The 15074-nt window shown below is 64.2% G+C and carries 13 protein-coding genes; 6 read left to right on the top strand and 7 right to left on the bottom strand.

Translation table 11 applies throughout. From position 1 onward, the window contains the following. Window positions 1-86 precede the first annotated feature (86 nt). From I6F38_RS13190 to I6F38_RS13205, 4 genes are all read left to right on the top strand, one after another. On the top strand, window positions 87-989 hold the full coding sequence (locus I6F38_RS13190; protein WP_225160634.1) for a DMT family transporter: 903 nt from the start codon (window positions 87-89) through the stop codon (window positions 987-989). Between the two features lie 84 nt (window positions 990-1073). Next, entirely contained in the window at window positions 1074-1754 is a 681-nt protein-coding gene (locus I6F38_RS13195) for a site-2 protease family protein (RefSeq protein ID WP_225160635.1), read from the top strand. A gap of 103 nt (window positions 1755-1857) precedes the next feature. Beyond that, entirely contained in the window at window positions 1858-2265 is a 408-nt protein-coding gene (locus I6F38_RS13200; RefSeq protein ID WP_026192644.1) for a hypothetical protein, read from the top strand. A 196-nt stretch (window positions 2266-2461) separates the two neighbouring features. Beyond that, entirely contained in the window at window positions 2462-3697 is a 1236-nt protein-coding gene (locus I6F38_RS13205; protein ID WP_225160636.1) for an ABC transporter substrate-binding protein, read from the top strand. Window positions 3698-3837: 140 nt separating this feature from the next. Here I6F38_RS13205 and I6F38_RS13210 read toward each other — a convergent pair whose 3' ends face one another. From I6F38_RS13210 to I6F38_RS13240, 7 genes are all read right to left on the bottom strand, one after another. Beyond that, entirely contained in the window at window positions 3838-4632 is a 795-nt protein-coding gene (locus I6F38_RS13210) for a TonB family protein (RefSeq protein ID WP_225160637.1), read from the bottom strand. A gap of 11 nt (window positions 4633-4643) precedes the next feature. Beyond that, a complete protein-coding gene (exbD, locus tag I6F38_RS13215) occupies window positions 4644-5108 on the bottom strand; it encodes a TonB system transport protein ExbD (RefSeq protein WP_076826519.1) in 465 nt (154 codons plus the stop codon). Between the two features lie 3 nt (window positions 5109-5111). After that, a complete protein-coding gene (gene exbB, locus I6F38_RS13220; protein WP_225160638.1) occupies window positions 5112-6158 on the bottom strand; it encodes a tonB-system energizer ExbB in 1047 nt (348 codons plus the stop codon). Window positions 6159-6161: 3 nt separating this feature from the next. After that, the gene (locus I6F38_RS13225) at window positions 6162-6851 is read right to left on the bottom strand and encodes a Fe2+-dependent dioxygenase (protein WP_225160639.1); all 690 of its coding nucleotides are present in this window, start codon (window positions 6849-6851) and stop codon (window positions 6162-6164) included. A gap of 20 nt (window positions 6852-6871) precedes the next feature. Further along, entirely contained in the window at window positions 6872-9439 is a 2568-nt protein-coding gene (locus I6F38_RS13230) for a TonB-dependent receptor (protein WP_225160640.1), read from the bottom strand. Window positions 9440-9698: 259 nt separating this feature from the next. Continuing rightward, window positions 9699-9938, bottom strand: coding sequence for a hypothetical protein (locus I6F38_RS13235; RefSeq protein WP_028344615.1), 240 nt, complete (start codon window positions 9936-9938; stop codon window positions 9699-9701). Between the two features lie 127 nt (window positions 9939-10065). Continuing rightward, entirely contained in the window at window positions 10066-10527 is a 462-nt protein-coding gene (locus I6F38_RS13240; RefSeq protein WP_016841339.1) for a MarR family transcriptional regulator, read from the bottom strand. A gap of 182 nt (window positions 10528-10709) precedes the next feature. On the opposite strand from I6F38_RS13240, the gene I6F38_RS13245 reads away from it, so the two are divergent. Continuing rightward, entirely contained in the window at window positions 10710-11879 is a 1170-nt protein-coding gene (locus tag I6F38_RS13245; RefSeq protein ID WP_225160641.1) for an efflux RND transporter periplasmic adaptor subunit, read from the top strand. Then, window positions 11876-15028 carry an efflux RND transporter permease subunit gene (locus I6F38_RS13250; protein WP_225160642.1) on the top strand — a complete coding sequence of 1051 codons (3153 nt, stop codon included), beginning with the start codon at window positions 11876-11878 and terminating at the stop codon, window positions 15026-15028. Before I6F38_RS13245 ends, I6F38_RS13250 begins: the two co-directional genes overlap by 4 nt. Window positions 15029-15074: the final 46 nt, after the last annotated feature.

Genomic DNA, 15074 nt, shown 5'->3' on the forward strand with positions numbered 1-15074 from the left:
CTGTGATTTAGTCAATCACATCTATTCCATTCCCTGATTATGTCCCCTTCCCTAGATTGCGCAAGCAAAACCAAGGGGCGAACGGAATGGGCGAGATCTGGGGGGTGTTGGCGGCGGTGGCCTCGAGCGCGCTCGGCGGCACTTCGATCGGGGCGACGCGGTTTCTGGTCGGCGCCATCGACCCGCTGGCGATCGGCGCGTTCCGCTTCGGCATCGGCGTCCTGCTGCTGCTGCCGCTGGCACTGCTGCAACGCCGGAGCTGGCCGACGCGGCACGACTGGCTCGGCGTTGCCGGCCTCGGCCTGCTGTTCTTTGCGGCGTTTCCGGTCCTGTTCAACGCCTCATTGATCTTCACCACCGCAGCGCGCGGCGCGCTTGCGCTGTCGACGCTGCCGCTGCTGACCATGCTGGTCGGCGCGGCGCTGGGCGCCGAAGCGCTCACCGCGCGCAAGACCGCAGGCGTCCTGATCACCATCCTCGGCGTCTCGATGGCGCTGCTCTCCGGCCTCGCCACGGCGCCACCCGGCGCCTGGCGCGGCGACCTCTTGATGATGGCAGCCGCGCTGTGCATGGCGCTCTACAGCATCTGGTCAAAACCCTATATCCGCCGCTCCGGCCCGATCCCCTTCACCACGCTCGCGATGGCCGCCGGGGCGGTGGTGCTCATTGTCGCCTCGCTGCTGCGCGGCAGTTTTGCGCCGGTTGCCGATTTCGGCGCGCCGCAATGGTTCGGCGCGATCTATCTCGGCGCCTTCGGCGCTGCGCTCACCTTCTATCTCTGGGCCTTCGCGCTGGAGCGGACGACGCCGACCCGGGTGGCGATCTCGGTCACCGTCAATCCGATCGCGGCATCGCTGGTCGGCGCAGCCCTGCTCGGCGAGCCGCTGAGCTGGAATCTGGTGGCCGGCATCGTCACCGTTTTCGCCGGCATCTGGATCGCGACCACCCAGCCGCCCCTGGCGCACGCGGTCGCCCCCGACATGCGCTGACCGCGGCAACGCTCGCCAGCAAGGCCTTCAGCGAATCCGTGCTAGCCTGAGGTCCGGTCCCAGCGAACCTGAGGCGGCACGGCATTGAACATCTCCCTCTATGACATCTCCGTCTGGGTATTGCCGGTGGTCATTGCGATCACGTTTCACGAAGCCGCGCACGGCTTCGTCGCGCATCGGCTCGGCGACGACACCGCCTGGCACCTCGGCCGCGTCAGCTTCAACCCGCTGAAGCACATCGATCCGTTTGGCACGCTGATCCTGCCTGCGGTGCTGCTGTTCGCGCATTCGCCGTTCCTGTTCGGCTACGCCAAGCCGGTGCCGGTGAACTTCCGCAAGCTCAATTATCCCAAGCTCGACATGGTGTGGGTGGCGCTGGCCGGCCCGGCCACCAACATCATCCTGGCGATCGCCGCGGCGCTGGCATTCCACGCGCTGCCATTGGTGCCGGCCGATGCCGCAAAATGGACCGCGGACAATCTGAAAAACGCCTTCCTGATCAACATCGTGCTCGCGATCTTCAACATGATGCCGATCCCGCCGCTGGACGGCGGCCGGGTCGCGGTCGGACTGCTGCCAAGGCCGCTGGCGATCCCGCTCGCCCGGCTGGAGCCCTACGGCATGCTGATCCTGATCGGGCTCCTGATCCTGCTGCCGGTGATTGGCCAGCAAGTCGGCCTAAATCTTGATGTTATTTCAACGATACTGCGAACTCTGACCGGCTATGTAATCAACGCCCTTCTCCTCATTACCGGAAACACATAGCCTTGATCTGCGCACGACCCGACCGAAAAACCGGTAGCCATTTTTCCGGGTCGCGCGTTGAGGACGGGAACGCTTCGAGGCCATGGTGATCAAAGCTGCCGATATGCTGATTGCACGACGCGCCGACACCCGCGCGCGGGCCGACTTTGCGACCTGGAAGATGATGGCCAAGCTGAACGGCGCCTCCGCCTTGCCGCCTGAGGCGCAGAATTTTCTGGCCATTTACAACAAGCTGCTGGGACAGATGAGCGAAGCCGACGCCGGCGAGGCGACCATCCAGGAGATGTACCGCACCTACTATGTCGAGATGGGCGGTGCGGGCAAAGCGCCGGAGGTTCCAGCGCGCGCGCGTGAGCCGGTCGCCGACAGCGGCAACGTCACGACGTTCCGCCGCCTGCCGCCCAAGAAGACGAGCACCTCCGACCCGAACGCCAAGCGTTCGATGCCGGTGGCACTGATCTTCGCCTGCCTCGTCGTGGTCTACGTCGCGATCCGGTACTACTGGAAATAGTGCCGTCCCCGCTTCACCCTATCCGCGTCTGATGATCGAACTCCGCACACCGAGGCATCCCGTCGCGCGTTACCGGCTGCGCAATCGCCGTGGCGTGGAATATCGCGCGCGAGCGATCGCGCCGGCGCTCTAGGCGATGCGCCCGATGCCGGGCATAATGCGGAACTCAAAAAAACAAAATCATATTGGAGGGAAGATGAAGCGTTCCATTGCAGCCTCGGTCACGACGGCCTTGGTCATGACCACGAGTCTCGTGTTCTGCGGCGGTGCGTCGGCGCAGACGATGGACAAGGTCGCCAAGGTCGGTGCGCTCGGCGATCAGTCCGGCCTCTATCAGGATATCGGCGGTCCCGGCTCGACCGTGGCGGCGCAGATGGCGATCGAGGATTCCGGGCTGCTGGCGAAGGGCTGGAAGATCGATCTGATCTCGGCCGATCACCAGAACAAGCCCGATGTCGCGGTCAACATCGGCAAGCAGTGGATCGACGTCGAGAAGGTCGACGTGTTCGTCGACCTCGCGGCCTCCAATGTCGGGCTCGCGATTGCCAACCTCTCGAAGGAGAAGAACGTCGTCAACCTGAACTCGGGCTCGGCCTCGTCCGACCTCACGGGCGCGCAGTGTTCGCCGAACACGGTGCACTGGGTCTATGACACCTACATGCTCGCCAACGGCACCGGCAAGGCGCTGGTCAAATCCGGCGGCGACACCTGGTTCTTCCTCACCGCGGACTATGCGTTCGGCCAGGCGCTCGAGCGCGACACCTCGGCGGTGGTCACCGCGAATGGCGGCAAGGTGCTCGGCAGCGTCAAGCATCCGCTCAACAATGCCGACTTCTCGTCCTTCCTGCTGCAGGCGCAAAGCTCGAAGGCCAAGATCGTCGGCCTTGCCAATGCCGGCGGCGACACCACCAACGCGATCAAGCAGGCCGCGGAATTCGGCATCGTCTCGGGCGGCCAGCGGCTCGCCGGCATGCTGCTGTTCATCACCGACATCAACGCGCTCGGCCTCAACGTCGCGCAGGGGCTGAACTTCACCGAGACATTCTATTGGGACATGAACGACCAGACCCGCGCCTTCTCCAAGCGCTTCATGGAGCGCTTCAAGAAGAACCCGCCGACCATGGTGCAGGCCGGCGTCTATTCCTCGCTGATCCACTATTTCAAGGCGCTGGAAGCGCTCGGCGGCAATCCGCATGACGGCCGCGCCGTGGTCGCCAAGATGAAGGAGATGCCGACCGACGATCCCCTGTTCGGCAAGGGCTCGATTCGCGTCGACGGCCGCAAGATCCACCCGGCCTATCTGTTCGAGGTGAAGAAGCCGTCCGAGTCGAAATATCCGTGGGACTATTACAAGCTGGTCGCCACCATCCCCGCGGACGAGGCCTTCCTCCCGCTCGAGAAGAGCGTCTGCCCGCTGGTGAAGAAGAGCTGAGGCAACGTCGTTCCGGGGCTCGTGAAACCGCGAACCCGGAATCGACCAGCGGCGCATTCAATGGAGAAATGGATTCCGGGTTCGCGACGTGTCGCGCCCCGGAATGACGCTGGCGTCTGATCGCAAGCAGCCGCGGCTCGCTACTTCTTCGGCTTGTTGTAATTGACGTCGAGGCTGAAGGAGAACTGATCGTCGGTCAGGTCGGCCGGCGGCGCCGGGACCGGATCGGACCGGTGGACCATCGAGATCGCCGCGTCGTCAAAGGCGGCATCTCCGGACGATTCCAGCACGGCAACCGACAGCACCTTGCCCAGACGATTCAGCACAAGCGCGACCTTCACCTTGGCCTCCTTGGCCTTGCCTTTCTCCGGGAATTTCTTGTGCAGGTCGAGATAGGCGCTGATCTTCTTGCCCCACTTGGCGGTCAGCAGCAGCTTGTCCTTGCCGATGCCTGGGTTGGGTGCCTTGGTGGTGTCCGACTGACGCGCGTCCTCCAGCTTGGTCGGCGCGGCCGCCTCCGAGGCCTGCTGCGCTTCCTGCGCGTTGGTCTCGACCTTGGCGACCTTGGCCTCCTCCTCCTTCTGCTTCTTGGCGGTGTCTTCCGTCACGATGCGATCGGGGTCGTCGGACTCCACCGGCTTTTCCTGAGGCAGGTCGGTGTCCTTCACCTCGGCCTTCTGCTGCGCCATTTCCTGCACAGCCTGCTGCTCGTCAGCCAGCGGTCCGGGCGGTAGGGCCTCCTCGGTCGCATCCGCGGAAGCCAGCTCGACGGCGTACTCCGCGCCGGCAGCGCCGAGCCCCTCGTCGCCGTCGTCGCCGCGCAAATTGGTCAGTGCCAGCGCGGCACCGCCTAGATGCAGCCCGACTGCCGTCACGGCAGCGATCACCCAGAGCCGCTTCGAGGTCCGCAGATCGAGATCGGGGTTGGTGGACATCGCGTTCGCCGTCAGGGTTTGGCAGGATCGGCCTGCGCCGCCGCGGGCGCTCCCGGAACGCCCTCGAGCGCGACCAGCTTCACGTGCGTGTAGCCGCCGGCGCGCAGCAGCTCCATCACGCCCATCAGCTCGCCATAGGGTACCATCCGATCGGCCCGCAGGAACACGTATTTGTCCCGGGTCATGTCGGGCACGGCATCCAGCGAATTGACCAGGTCGACGCGCTTCACCGCGTTCTCCCCGATCGCCAGCGTGAGATCCGGCTTGATGCTGAGATAGGTCGGCTTGTCCGGCTTCTTCTGCGGCGTCGCGCTGGAGGTCGGCAGATCGATCGGAAGATCGACGGTCGAGAGCGGTGCTGCCACCATGAAGATGATCAGCAGCACCAGCATGACGTCGATGAACGGCGTGACGTTGATCTCGTGGGATTCCGCGAAATCGTCGTCGCCATCGTTCTCGGAGATCGAGACTGCCATCGCCTACTCCGCCGCCGCGGCGCGCGCATGCGCGTTACGCGGAACGTCGCCATGGGTACGGTCGAGATCGCGCGACAACAGCCGTCCCGCGGCGCCCGAGGCGCGGTTGACGAGCTCGAGATAGACCTTCGTGACGCGCGAGAAATGGTTGTAGATGATGACCGCGGGGATCGCCGCGACGAGGCCGATCGCGGTCGCGAGCAGCGCTTCCGCAATGCCCGGCGCCACCACGGCAAGGTTGGTCGTCTGCGACTTCGAAATGCCGATGAAGCTGTTCATGATGCCCCAGACGGTGCCGAACAGGCCGACGAAGGGCGACGTCGCGCCGATGGTCGCGAGCAGGCCCATGCCGATGCGGATCTTGCGGGCTTCGGCGCGCACGATCTCGGCGAAGCTCGACGCCGCGCGCTCCTTGATGCCGCTGTCGCTCGATATGCCCGCCGACAGGCGCCCCTCCCGCATCGCAGCTGCGATGAATGACGACAGCACGCTGCCCTTGGCACCGAGCGCGAACTGCGCTTCGGCCAGCGAGCGGGATTCAGCGATCTTGGCCAGCGCGCCACGCAGCTTGCGCTGCGCTACCGTCAGCTCGACCATCTTGGCGATGAACACCGTCCACGTGACGAGCGATGCGAATGCCAGACCGAGCATCACCGCCTTCACGATGATGTCGGCGTTCAAGAACATGTTCCACGGCGACAATTCGTGCAGGCCGGTCGAGGTCGACTTCAGCGACTTGCTGTCGCCGCTCGCGGGCGCAGCCAGGGACGCCTCGTTCGCCGTCGGAGCCGGAGCTGCCGCGGCAGGGGCCGGCGCGGCCTGTGCCTGCGGCGCCGCTTGTGCCGGCTGGGCGGCCACCGGCGCGGCCTGGGCAGCCGCCGCAGGCTGGGCTGCCGCCGGCTGGGCCGCGGGTGCGGGCTGAGGCCGGGTCACGGGAGCAGGCTGCGCGGCAGGCGCCGTTTGCTGCTGCGCCGAAGACGGCGCGGCCAGCATCAGCATCGCCAGCGAGGCGATCATGGCGGATGCAGCGGGGAACTTGAATGTCATCATCAGTTACACTTCAGCCCAGTGACGGATCAGGTTGTGATAAATCCCGGTCAATTTGACCGTTTCGGGGTCATCGCGCCCCAGCCGCTCCACCAGAGCCTGGATCGCGGTATCGAGATCAAAGATCAGACTGCGCGCGTGTGCATCCCGTACCATGCTCTGCAGCCAGAAAAAAGACGCTACCCGCGTCCCCCGCGTGACCGGCGTGACCAGATGCAAACTGGAAGCAGGATAAACTACGAGATCGCCCGCCGGCAGCTTGATTTCATGGGATCCGTAGAGGTCTTCGATGACGAGCTCGCCGCCGTCGTAGTCCTCCGGCTCCGATAAAAACAGCGTGACCGAGAGGTCGGTGCGGATCCTCATGCCCGTCAGCCTGTCGCCGCGCACCGCATTGTCGACGTGCAGGCCGAAATGGTGCCCGTCGCTGGCGGCATAGCGGTTGAACAAGGGTGGAAAGATTCTAAGCGGGATCGCCGCCGAGATGAAGCGCGGGCTCGCCGACAGCGCCGACAGGATCCGGTTGCCGAGCTGCCGCGCGACCTCGCTGTCGGGCGGCAGCTGCTCGTTGCGCTTGACCATCGCGGACGCGGCGCCGGCGGTCGAGCGGCCGTTCTCCCATTCGGCTTGCGCCATGATGCGGCGGAAGTCCGCCACATCAGCCTTGCTCAATACGTTGGGAACACAGACCAGCATCTGTCGCCGCGAAGCCTCCGTCAGTAACGCGCAGAAACAACCAGATACGCGGCGCGTCCCGGCGCTTCGAGCACGAACGGCGCCGCGCTCTGGTACAGCGCGTCGTAGTAGCGCTTGTCGAAGATGTTGTTGACGAACAGCTTCATCGTCCAGTGCTTGTCGATCTTTGCTTCGGCAAAGGCGTCGAAGCGCCAGTAGCTCGGGATCGAGGTGCCCTGGTTGGCCGCGAGCAGCGTGCCGCCATAGACCTTCGAGCGATACACCGCCTGCCCGCCGAGCTCCCACATGTCGGTGAGCTGGTACTTGGTTAGCATGCTGAACGACTGGTGCGCGACGTTGGCGAGTGGCAGTCCGACATTGCTGGAATACAGGATGGTGTTGGCCGGCGGCGCCAGCGACCTCGTCACTGCCGACTGCATCAGCACGAGACCGCCGAACACGCTCCATTTGTCGGTGATCTTGCCGCCGACGCCGAGATCGATGCCGCGGATGCGGTAGGCCGCGCCCGCGGTGATGCAGGAGATATTGCCGGTCGTCCCGGTCGGATAAGAGCAGCCAAGCGCCGCGGCCGCGGTTGCGTTGTTCACGTTCTGCGATTCGCGCGCATTTTCCTTCTCGGTCTGGAACAGCGCCGCCGTCACCAGCAGATGACGATCGAACAATTCCCACTTGGTGCCGACTTCGATCGCCTTGTTCTTTTCCGGCCCGAAGATCTGGGTATTGCCGCCGTTCAGCACGGGAGACAGACCGCCATACGCCGTGCTGGTGCCGTCGAATTCGGCGCCGACCGGGTTGGATGAGGTCGCATAGGCCGCATAGACGCTGCCGTTCGGCAACGGCTTCAACGTGAGGCCGAGGTTGAAGTTCGGCATCCCGAAGTCGGCCGACTGACTGCCGAATGTGGTCCTGCCGCCCGAAGTCAGATAGCCCGACGTGTTGATCTTGTAGTCGTCGTAGCGGATGCCGCCATTGAGGATCACGAAGTCATTGTAGTTCGCGGTATCCATGATGTAGCCGCTGGTGGTGTCGATCCCGATCTTGGTCGGCAGCCCGGACAGCCCCGACGGAATCGGGAACGGAATGTTGGTGTATTGCGGATTGAACACGCTGACGCCGGAGAGCGATCCGCTTCCCGTGAATGCCGATGTGCCGGTCGTTATTTCCGAGCTCAGGCCGAGATATCTGTCGATCGAGGACCGCTCGTTGTCGTATTCGACGCCGGCCGTCGTCGTGTGCTTGAAGCCGAGGCCGTCGACCGACTTGTAGGTCGCCTCGGTCTGGTTGGCGAACACGTCGGTGACCTGGTAGCGGCTTTGCGGATTGGCGCTCAGCGTATACGCCGTGAACGGAGCGCCGGCGGCCAGCGTCGGCGCTTCCGGCAGCGTGCCGATGTAGTTCTGGGTCGAACGCGATTCCCGGATCTTGTTGCTGACCACGAGGTCCGGCGTGATCTGCACCTCGGCATTGATCGTGCCGATGTCCTGCCCGGTCCTGAAGAAGTCGCGGTTGACGAAGCCGTAGAAATTGTTGCGATTGACGCCGAAATCCGGGAACGGCCCGCCGGCCGTGCTCGCGGTGCTCGGCCGGTAGTACGGCACGCCGAAATCCGGGATGCCGGTGAGCTCGGTGTGGATGTAGTTGCCGGTGATCTTCACCGCGTCGACCGGCTTCCACGTGCCGGCGACGAACGCGCCGTTGCGGTCGTCGGTGACATAGCTGCGGCCGGCGACGCCGGCATCCTGGAACAGGCCGCCGGCGCGGATCGCCAGTGTCGGGCTGATCACCTGGTTGACGTCGAGCGTCACGCGCTTGGTGCGATCGGTGCCGAACGTGGTGTCCATGTTGTAGAAGCTGTTCTGCGTCGTCGCCTGCTTGGTGACGATGTTGATCGCGCCGCCGGTGGTGCCGCGGCCTGCAAAGGACGAGCCCGGGCCGCGCAGGATCTCGACCTGCTCGGTGAAGAAGTTCTCGCGGACGCTGACGCCGGAGTCGCGCACGCCGTCGATGAAGATGTCGTTGCGTGCGTCGAAGCCGCGGATGAAAAAGCGGTCGCCGAAGGCATTGCCGCCCTCGCCCGTTCCGAGCGTGACGCCGGCCGTCGACAGGATCGCCGACTTCAGCGATGTGGCGTTCTTGTCTTCGAGCACGTCCTTGGTCAGCACCGTGACCGATTTCGGCGTGTTCAGGATCGGCTCGGGATATTTCCCGGACGACTGCAAACGGTCGCCCTTGTACGGCGCGGCCGGATCCGCATAGGGATCGCGGTCGGCAGGAAGACCGCCGGCGTTGGGAAACGGCACCGGCGTCTGCTGGGCCTGCTGATTGTTGCGGCGCGCGGCGCGGCGCAGCGCGTTGCGGGCGCGGACCTGGTCCGCAGTGGGCTTTGACGTCACGGGCCGCGGGCGAGCGACCGGGGCATCGACGTTCACCGGCGGCAGGTTGGATTGCTGCGCTTCGGCCCCCGAAAACGACGCCACCGCGATCAGGCTCGCGACTGCGGAGACCTTCGTGGCGGAATAATCGGTGTCATCAGCCGAACCGATCGCTGCATCAAAGCGCAGCGATCTCGGCGCCTTCACATTGCTCATATCTTGCTCGCCCCAGAAAAATCAGCTCGTTCGCGAAATGAAGCTGCGACGAACTGTCTCCATCGGTTATCGAGCGTGACCTTTTTTATCAATGCGGCGAGCGCAACAGTCGGCTTGAATCGCCCCAATTCAAAGCGATTCTAATCTACGGTTTGAAATCGTTCCAAACTGTAGTTTTTAAGCGTTCTAATAATCGTTCTAAATCGATGCCGCCCGTCATTGGCTGCCGCGTGCGGGCGCTGTCCATGCGACCACGCGATTACTCGGCGCTTGGCGGCTTCATCAGCGAAAACAGCTCGTCGATCGTCCGCTGCGCGACCTGCCGCACGCGGTCGCTGTTCTCGAGGCCGGCGATGTTGACGCCGTTGACGACCGCTTTGATCTCGTCGCGGAAGTCGGTGAGAAAGCGCAGCGGGTCGCGCTGCTCGTTGGCGACGCGCGCGATCAATCCTGTAACCAGGATCTGGCATGCCATCATGCGCCCGTTCAACTCATCCATCGCAGCCCTCGTCCTCTCGCATCGTCGCTGCGCGATATGGACGACATCCCGCGACGATTCAACCGGCTCGCGCACGCTGCAACGGGTGAATGGATGGAGCGCAGGAATCTGCGTGCGATGAGATGCGCTATTTCGCGGCGATGCGCTCCGCCTCCTCGCCGAGCGCCTTGATGCGATCCTTGACCTCGCGCAGCGTGGCGAGGCCGCTTTCGACATGCTTGTCCGAGACGTCGCGCAACACGTCGCCGGCGATCGCGTCGCGCAAACTGTCGAGATCGTCGACGAGACGGCGCCCGCTCCGGGTCAGGAACAGGCGATTGGCACGGCGATCCCTGGGATCGGGACGCCGTTCGAGCAGGCCATGCTCGACAAGGCGGTCGAGCAGCCGCACCAGCGAGATCGGTTGCAATTCGAGGACGTCGGCGAGATCGACCTGGGAAAGTCCCTCCTGCTCGCGCAGGCGGAAGAGCACGATCCATTGCGCACGCGTGGTGCCTCGCGCCTTGGCGCGATGATCGATATAATTGCGCAGCAGCCGGGAACTCTCGACAAGCTGCGCGATAAACTGGCGTTTGAGATCGAGCGACATAGGGGTCCTCGGTGCGTTTCCCAGGCGAATTGTTTCTGCTCGTTTCTGACCTAAACCTTTCCAAATGTTTAGGATTCTCAAGCCTTGGTGTGTTTACACATTAAGTGCACGCATATTATATCCGCAAGCTCTGTGAACCGTTTCAATCAGCCTTTATTGTTACGTCGAACCCAAGAGTCCGCATGTCAAAGTCACGCACCATCGGTTGGGTTTTAGTGATCGCTGCGGTCGGCGCCGCCAGTTATTTCGGCTGGCAGAAACACACGAGCAACCAGCAGGCGATCGAAGCCGCACAGAAGCGCTCCGCCCAACGCCCGGCCGTTCCGGTCAAGATCTCGCCGGTCGAGAAAGCCGACTTCCCGGTCTATCTCACTGGTCTCGGCACCGTGCAGGCGTTCAACACCGTCCAGGTCCGCACCCGGGTCGACGGTCAGATCACCAGGATCGCTTTCAAGGAAGGCCAGTTCGTCAAGGCAGGGGACACGCTGGTCGAGATCGATCCGCGGCCCTATCAGGCGACGCTCGACCAGGCCAAGGCCAAGAAGGCCCAGGACGAAGCCAATCTGGCCAACGCCAATCTCGACCTGCAGCGCACCACCAGGCTCGGCGAGTTCGCGACGCGCCAGCAGCTCGACACCCAGCGCTCCACGGTGGCCCAGCTGACCGCCCAGATCTCGGCTGACGAGGCCGCCATCTTCAACGCCCAGACCCAGGTGGACTACACCACCGTCAAATCCCCGATCGACGGCATTGTCGGCCTGCGACTGGTCGATATCGGCAACATCGTCAATGCCTCGGCGCAGACCGGCATTGTCACGATCACCCAGATCGAGCCGATCACGGTGATCTTCACCGCGCCGGAAGACCAGCTGCCGGATATCAAGGCGGCGCTGGCCGTGGCCCCGCCCAAGACCATTGCCCTGACCACCGACGGCAAGCGGGTGCTATCCACGGGAACCCTGGCGCTGATCAACAATCAGGTCGACACGTCAAGCGGGACTGTCCGGCTGAAGGCGGTGTTTGATAACAAGGACCACGCGCTGTGGCCGGGCCAGTCGGTCTCGACCCGCCTTCTGGTCAGAACCTTGAAGGATGCCACCGTCGTCCCGGATGACGCGGTGCAGCATGGCACCGATGGCCTCTACGCGTATTCAGTCAATCATGAGAACAAGGCCGAGCTTCGCAAGATCAAGGTCAGCCAGTCGATCGATGGCAAGTCGGTGATCGACGAGGGCCTGTCGCCGGGACAGCAGGTGATCACCGCGGGCCAGTACAAGGTCTCGCCGGGAACCCAGGTGACAACGGCGGTGGCGAGCTCGGATCCGTCCCAGTCGAAGGTTGCGCAGGAATGAGCGTCGGCGCCGGAATTTCCGCACCATTCATTCGTTTCCCCATCGGCACCTCGCTGCTGATGGCGGGCATCCTGTTCGTCGGTCTCGTCGCCTATCCTCTGCTGCCGGTCGCGCCGCTGCCGCAGGTCGACTTCCCCACCATCCAGATCACCGCGACCCTGCCCGGCGCCAGCCCGGAAACGATGGCGACATCGGTCGCCCAGCCGCTGGAACGCCAGTTCGCGCAGATCCCGGGCATCGCGCAGATGACCTCGACGAGCTATCTCGGCACGGCGGCGGTCACCATCCAGTTCGATCTCAATCGTAGCATCGACGGCGCCGCCAACGACGTGCAGGCCGCCATCAACGCGGCCAGCGGCCAGTTGCCGAAAACCCTTCCCTCGCCGCCGACCTACCGCAAGGTCAACCCAGCGGACTCGCCGATCATGCTGCTGTCGGCGACATCGGACACGCTGCCGCTGACGACAGTCAGCGATGCCGTCGACGCCCAGCTGGCACAGCAGATCAGCCAGATCTCGGGCGTTGCGCAGGTCATCATCGGCGGCCAGCAGAAGCCGTCGGTTCGCGTCCAGATCGACCCCGCCAAGCTCGTCGCCAAGGGCCTGTCGCTGGAGGACGTCCGCGCCGCGATCAACATCGCCACCGTCGACAGTCCGAAGGGCAATATCGACGGCGCCACCCGCGCCTATACCATCTACGCCAACGACCAGTTGCTGACGGCGAGCCCGTGGAACGACGTCATCATCGCCTACCGCAATGGCGGGCCGCTGCGGATCCGTGACATCGGGCAGGCCGTCACCGGGCCTGAGGACGCCAAGCAGGCCGCCTGGGCCAACGGCAAGCGCGGCGTATTCCTCGTCATCTTCAAGCAGCCCGGCGCCAACGTCATCGACACCGTCGACAAGATCAAGGCGACGCTGCCCCGGCTGGTCGCCGCGATCCCGCCGGCGATCAAGATCGACGTCATCAGCGACCGCACCACCACGATCCGCGCGGCGGTCGAGGACGTCCAGTTCACCCTGCTGCTGACCATCTTCCTGGTCGTGATGGTGATCTTCGTCTTCCTGCGCAGTTTCTGGGCGACCGTGATCCCGACGGTCACGGTGCCATTGGCGCTGCTCGGCGCCTGCGCGCTGATGTGGGTGTTCGGCTACACGCTCGACAATCTGTCGCTGATGGCGCTGACGATCGCGGTCGGCTTCGTGGTCGACGACGCCATCGTGATGCTGGAGAACATCAGCCGCTACATCGAAGAGGGCGAGAAGCCGATGGCTGCCGCCTTCAAGGGCTCGCAGGAAATCGGCTTCACCATCGTTTCGATCAGCATCTCGCTGGTCGCGGTGCTGATCCCGCTGCTGCTGATGGGCGGCATCATCGGCCGCCTGTTCCGCGAATTCGCGGTCGTGCTGGCGATGACCATCTTCGTCTCGATGTTCGTGTCGCTGACGCTGACCCCGATGATGGCCTCGCGCTTCCTGCGCGCCCACAATGACGAGAAGCACGGTCGGTTCTACCAGCTCAGCGAGCGCGGCTTCGACGCCATGCTGCGCGGCTATCAGAGCGTGCTCGACCTCGCTTTGCGCTGGAAGTTCACGACGTTGATGATCTTCTTCGGGACGCTGGCGCTGTCAGTCTACCTGTTCGTCGTCATCCCGAAGGGCTTCTTCCCGCAGCAGGACGTCGGCCTGATCACCGCGACCTCGGAAGCCAACCAGGACATCTCCTTCGCCGACATGAAGCGGAAGCAGGAGGAGCTCGGCAAGATCGTACAGCAGGATCCCGCGGTGGCGACGGTGGCGATGGCGATCGGCGGCAGCGGCCGCGCCGGCAACAACGGCGCGATGTACATCACGCTGAAGCCGCTGAAGGATCGCGACGCCAACGCGCAGCAGGTCATCGCCCGGCTGCGGCCGAAGCTGGAGAAGGTCGAGGGTGCCCGGCTGTTCATGCAGGCGGCGCAGGACGTCCGCCTCGGCGGCCGCCCGACCCGCACCCAGTTCGAATTCACGCTGCAGGATGCCAACCTCGCCGAATTGAACGAATGGGCGCCGAAGATTCTCGGCAAGATGCAGACGCTGCCGCAGCTGCGCGACGTCGCCACCGACCAGCAGACCAACGGCACCACGCTCGAGCTGAAGATCAACCGCGACACCGCCTCGCGCTATGGCATCCAGCCGCAGCTGATCGACGACACGCTCTATGACGCGTTCGGCCAGCGCCAGGTGACGCAGTACTTCACCCAGCTCAACAGCTACCACGTGATCCTCGAGGTGCTGCCGGAGCTGCAGGGCGCGATCGACACGCTGAACAATATCTACATCAAGTCACCGCTGACCGGCGAACAGGTGCCGATCTCGACATTCGCGACCTGGACCAGCGTGCCGGTACGGCCGCTCTCGATCAGCCACCAGGGCCAGTTCCCGGCGATCACCATCTCGTTCAACCTGGCGCAGGGTGTTGCGCTCGGACAGGCGACTGAAGCGGTGCAGAAGGCGATGGTCGATCTTGGCGCGCCGCCGACCCTGAGCTCGAGCTTCCAGGGCACCGCGCAGGCGTTCCAGCAATCGCTGTCGACCGTGCCGCTGTTGATCCTCGCGGCGCTCGTGGTCGTCTACCTGATCCTCGGCATTCTCTATGAGAGCTACATCCACCCGATCACGATTCTGTCGACGCTGCCGTCGGCCGGCGTCGGCGCGCTCGCGATCCTGATGGCGGCCGGCTTCGACTTCTCGCTGATCGCGCTGATCGGCATCATCCTGTTGATCGGCATCGTGAAGAAGAACGGCATCATGATGGTCGACTTCGCGATCGCGGCCGAGCGCGACCAGCACATGGAGCCGGTGGCGGCGATCCGCCAGGCCGCCCTGCTCCGCTTCCGCCCGATCATGATGACGACGATGGCCGCTTTGCTCGGCGGCGTGCCGCTGATGTTAGGGACCGGCACCGGCTCGGAAATCCGCCAGCCGCTCGGCTACGCCATGGTCGGCGGCCTGATCGTCAGCCAGGCGCTGACGCTGTTCACGACGCCGGTCGTCTATCTCTATCTCGACAAGCTCTCCAACGCGTTTGCCAACTGGGGCCGCTCGCCGCCCGCCGACCGCGACGCTGACGACGGCGAGCATGGATCGGTCAAGGAGGCCGCCGAGTGACTTGACTTTGCCGGCATCCCGGCACATCCGAAAGATGTCCATTTCG

Origin of the sequence: Bradyrhizobium sp. BRP56, assembly GCF_020194035.1 — a bacterium.
Classification (GTDB): Bacteria; Pseudomonadota; Alphaproteobacteria; order Rhizobiales; family Xanthobacteraceae; genus Bradyrhizobium; species Bradyrhizobium australafricanum.

Bases quoted from the DNA above. Each gene is read 5' to 3' on its own strand.
- I6F38_RS13190 (WP_225160634.1), top strand. From the start codon at position 87: ATGGGCGAGATCTGGGGGGTGTTGGCGGCGGTGGCCTCGAGCGCGCTC.
- I6F38_RS13200 (WP_026192644.1), top strand. From the start codon at position 1,858: ATGCTGATTGCACGACGCGCCGACACCCGCGCGCGGGCCGACTTTGCG.
- I6F38_RS13205 (WP_225160636.1), top strand. From the start codon at position 2,462: ATGAAGCGTTCCATTGCAGCCTCGGTCACGACGGCCTTGGTCATGACC.
- I6F38_RS13210 (WP_225160637.1), bottom strand. From the start codon at position 4,632: ATGTCCACCAACCCCGATCTCGATCTGCGGACCTCGAAGCGGCTCTGG.
- exbD (WP_076826519.1), bottom strand. From the start codon at position 5,108: ATGGCAGTCTCGATCTCCGAGAACGATGGCGACGACGATTTCGCGGAA.
- exbB (WP_225160638.1), bottom strand. From the start codon at position 6,158: ATGATGACATTCAAGTTCCCCGCTGCATCCGCCATGATCGCCTCGCTG.
- I6F38_RS13225 (WP_225160639.1), bottom strand. From the start codon at position 6,851: ATGCTGGTCTGTGTTCCCAACGTATTGAGCAAGGCTGATGTGGCGGAC.
- I6F38_RS13230 (WP_225160640.1), bottom strand. From the start codon at position 9,439: ATGAGCAATGTGAAGGCGCCGAGATCGCTGCGCTTTGATGCAGCGATC.
- I6F38_RS13235 (WP_028344615.1), bottom strand. From the start codon at position 9,938: ATGGATGAGTTGAACGGGCGCATGATGGCATGCCAGATCCTGGTTACA.
- I6F38_RS13240 (WP_016841339.1), bottom strand. From the start codon at position 10,527: ATGTCGCTCGATCTCAAACGCCAGTTTATCGCGCAGCTTGTCGAGAGT.
- I6F38_RS13245 (WP_225160641.1), top strand. From the start codon at position 10,710: ATGTCAAAGTCACGCACCATCGGTTGGGTTTTAGTGATCGCTGCGGTC.
- I6F38_RS13250 (WP_225160642.1), top strand. From the start codon at position 11,876: ATGAGCGTCGGCGCCGGAATTTCCGCACCATTCATTCGTTTCCCCATC.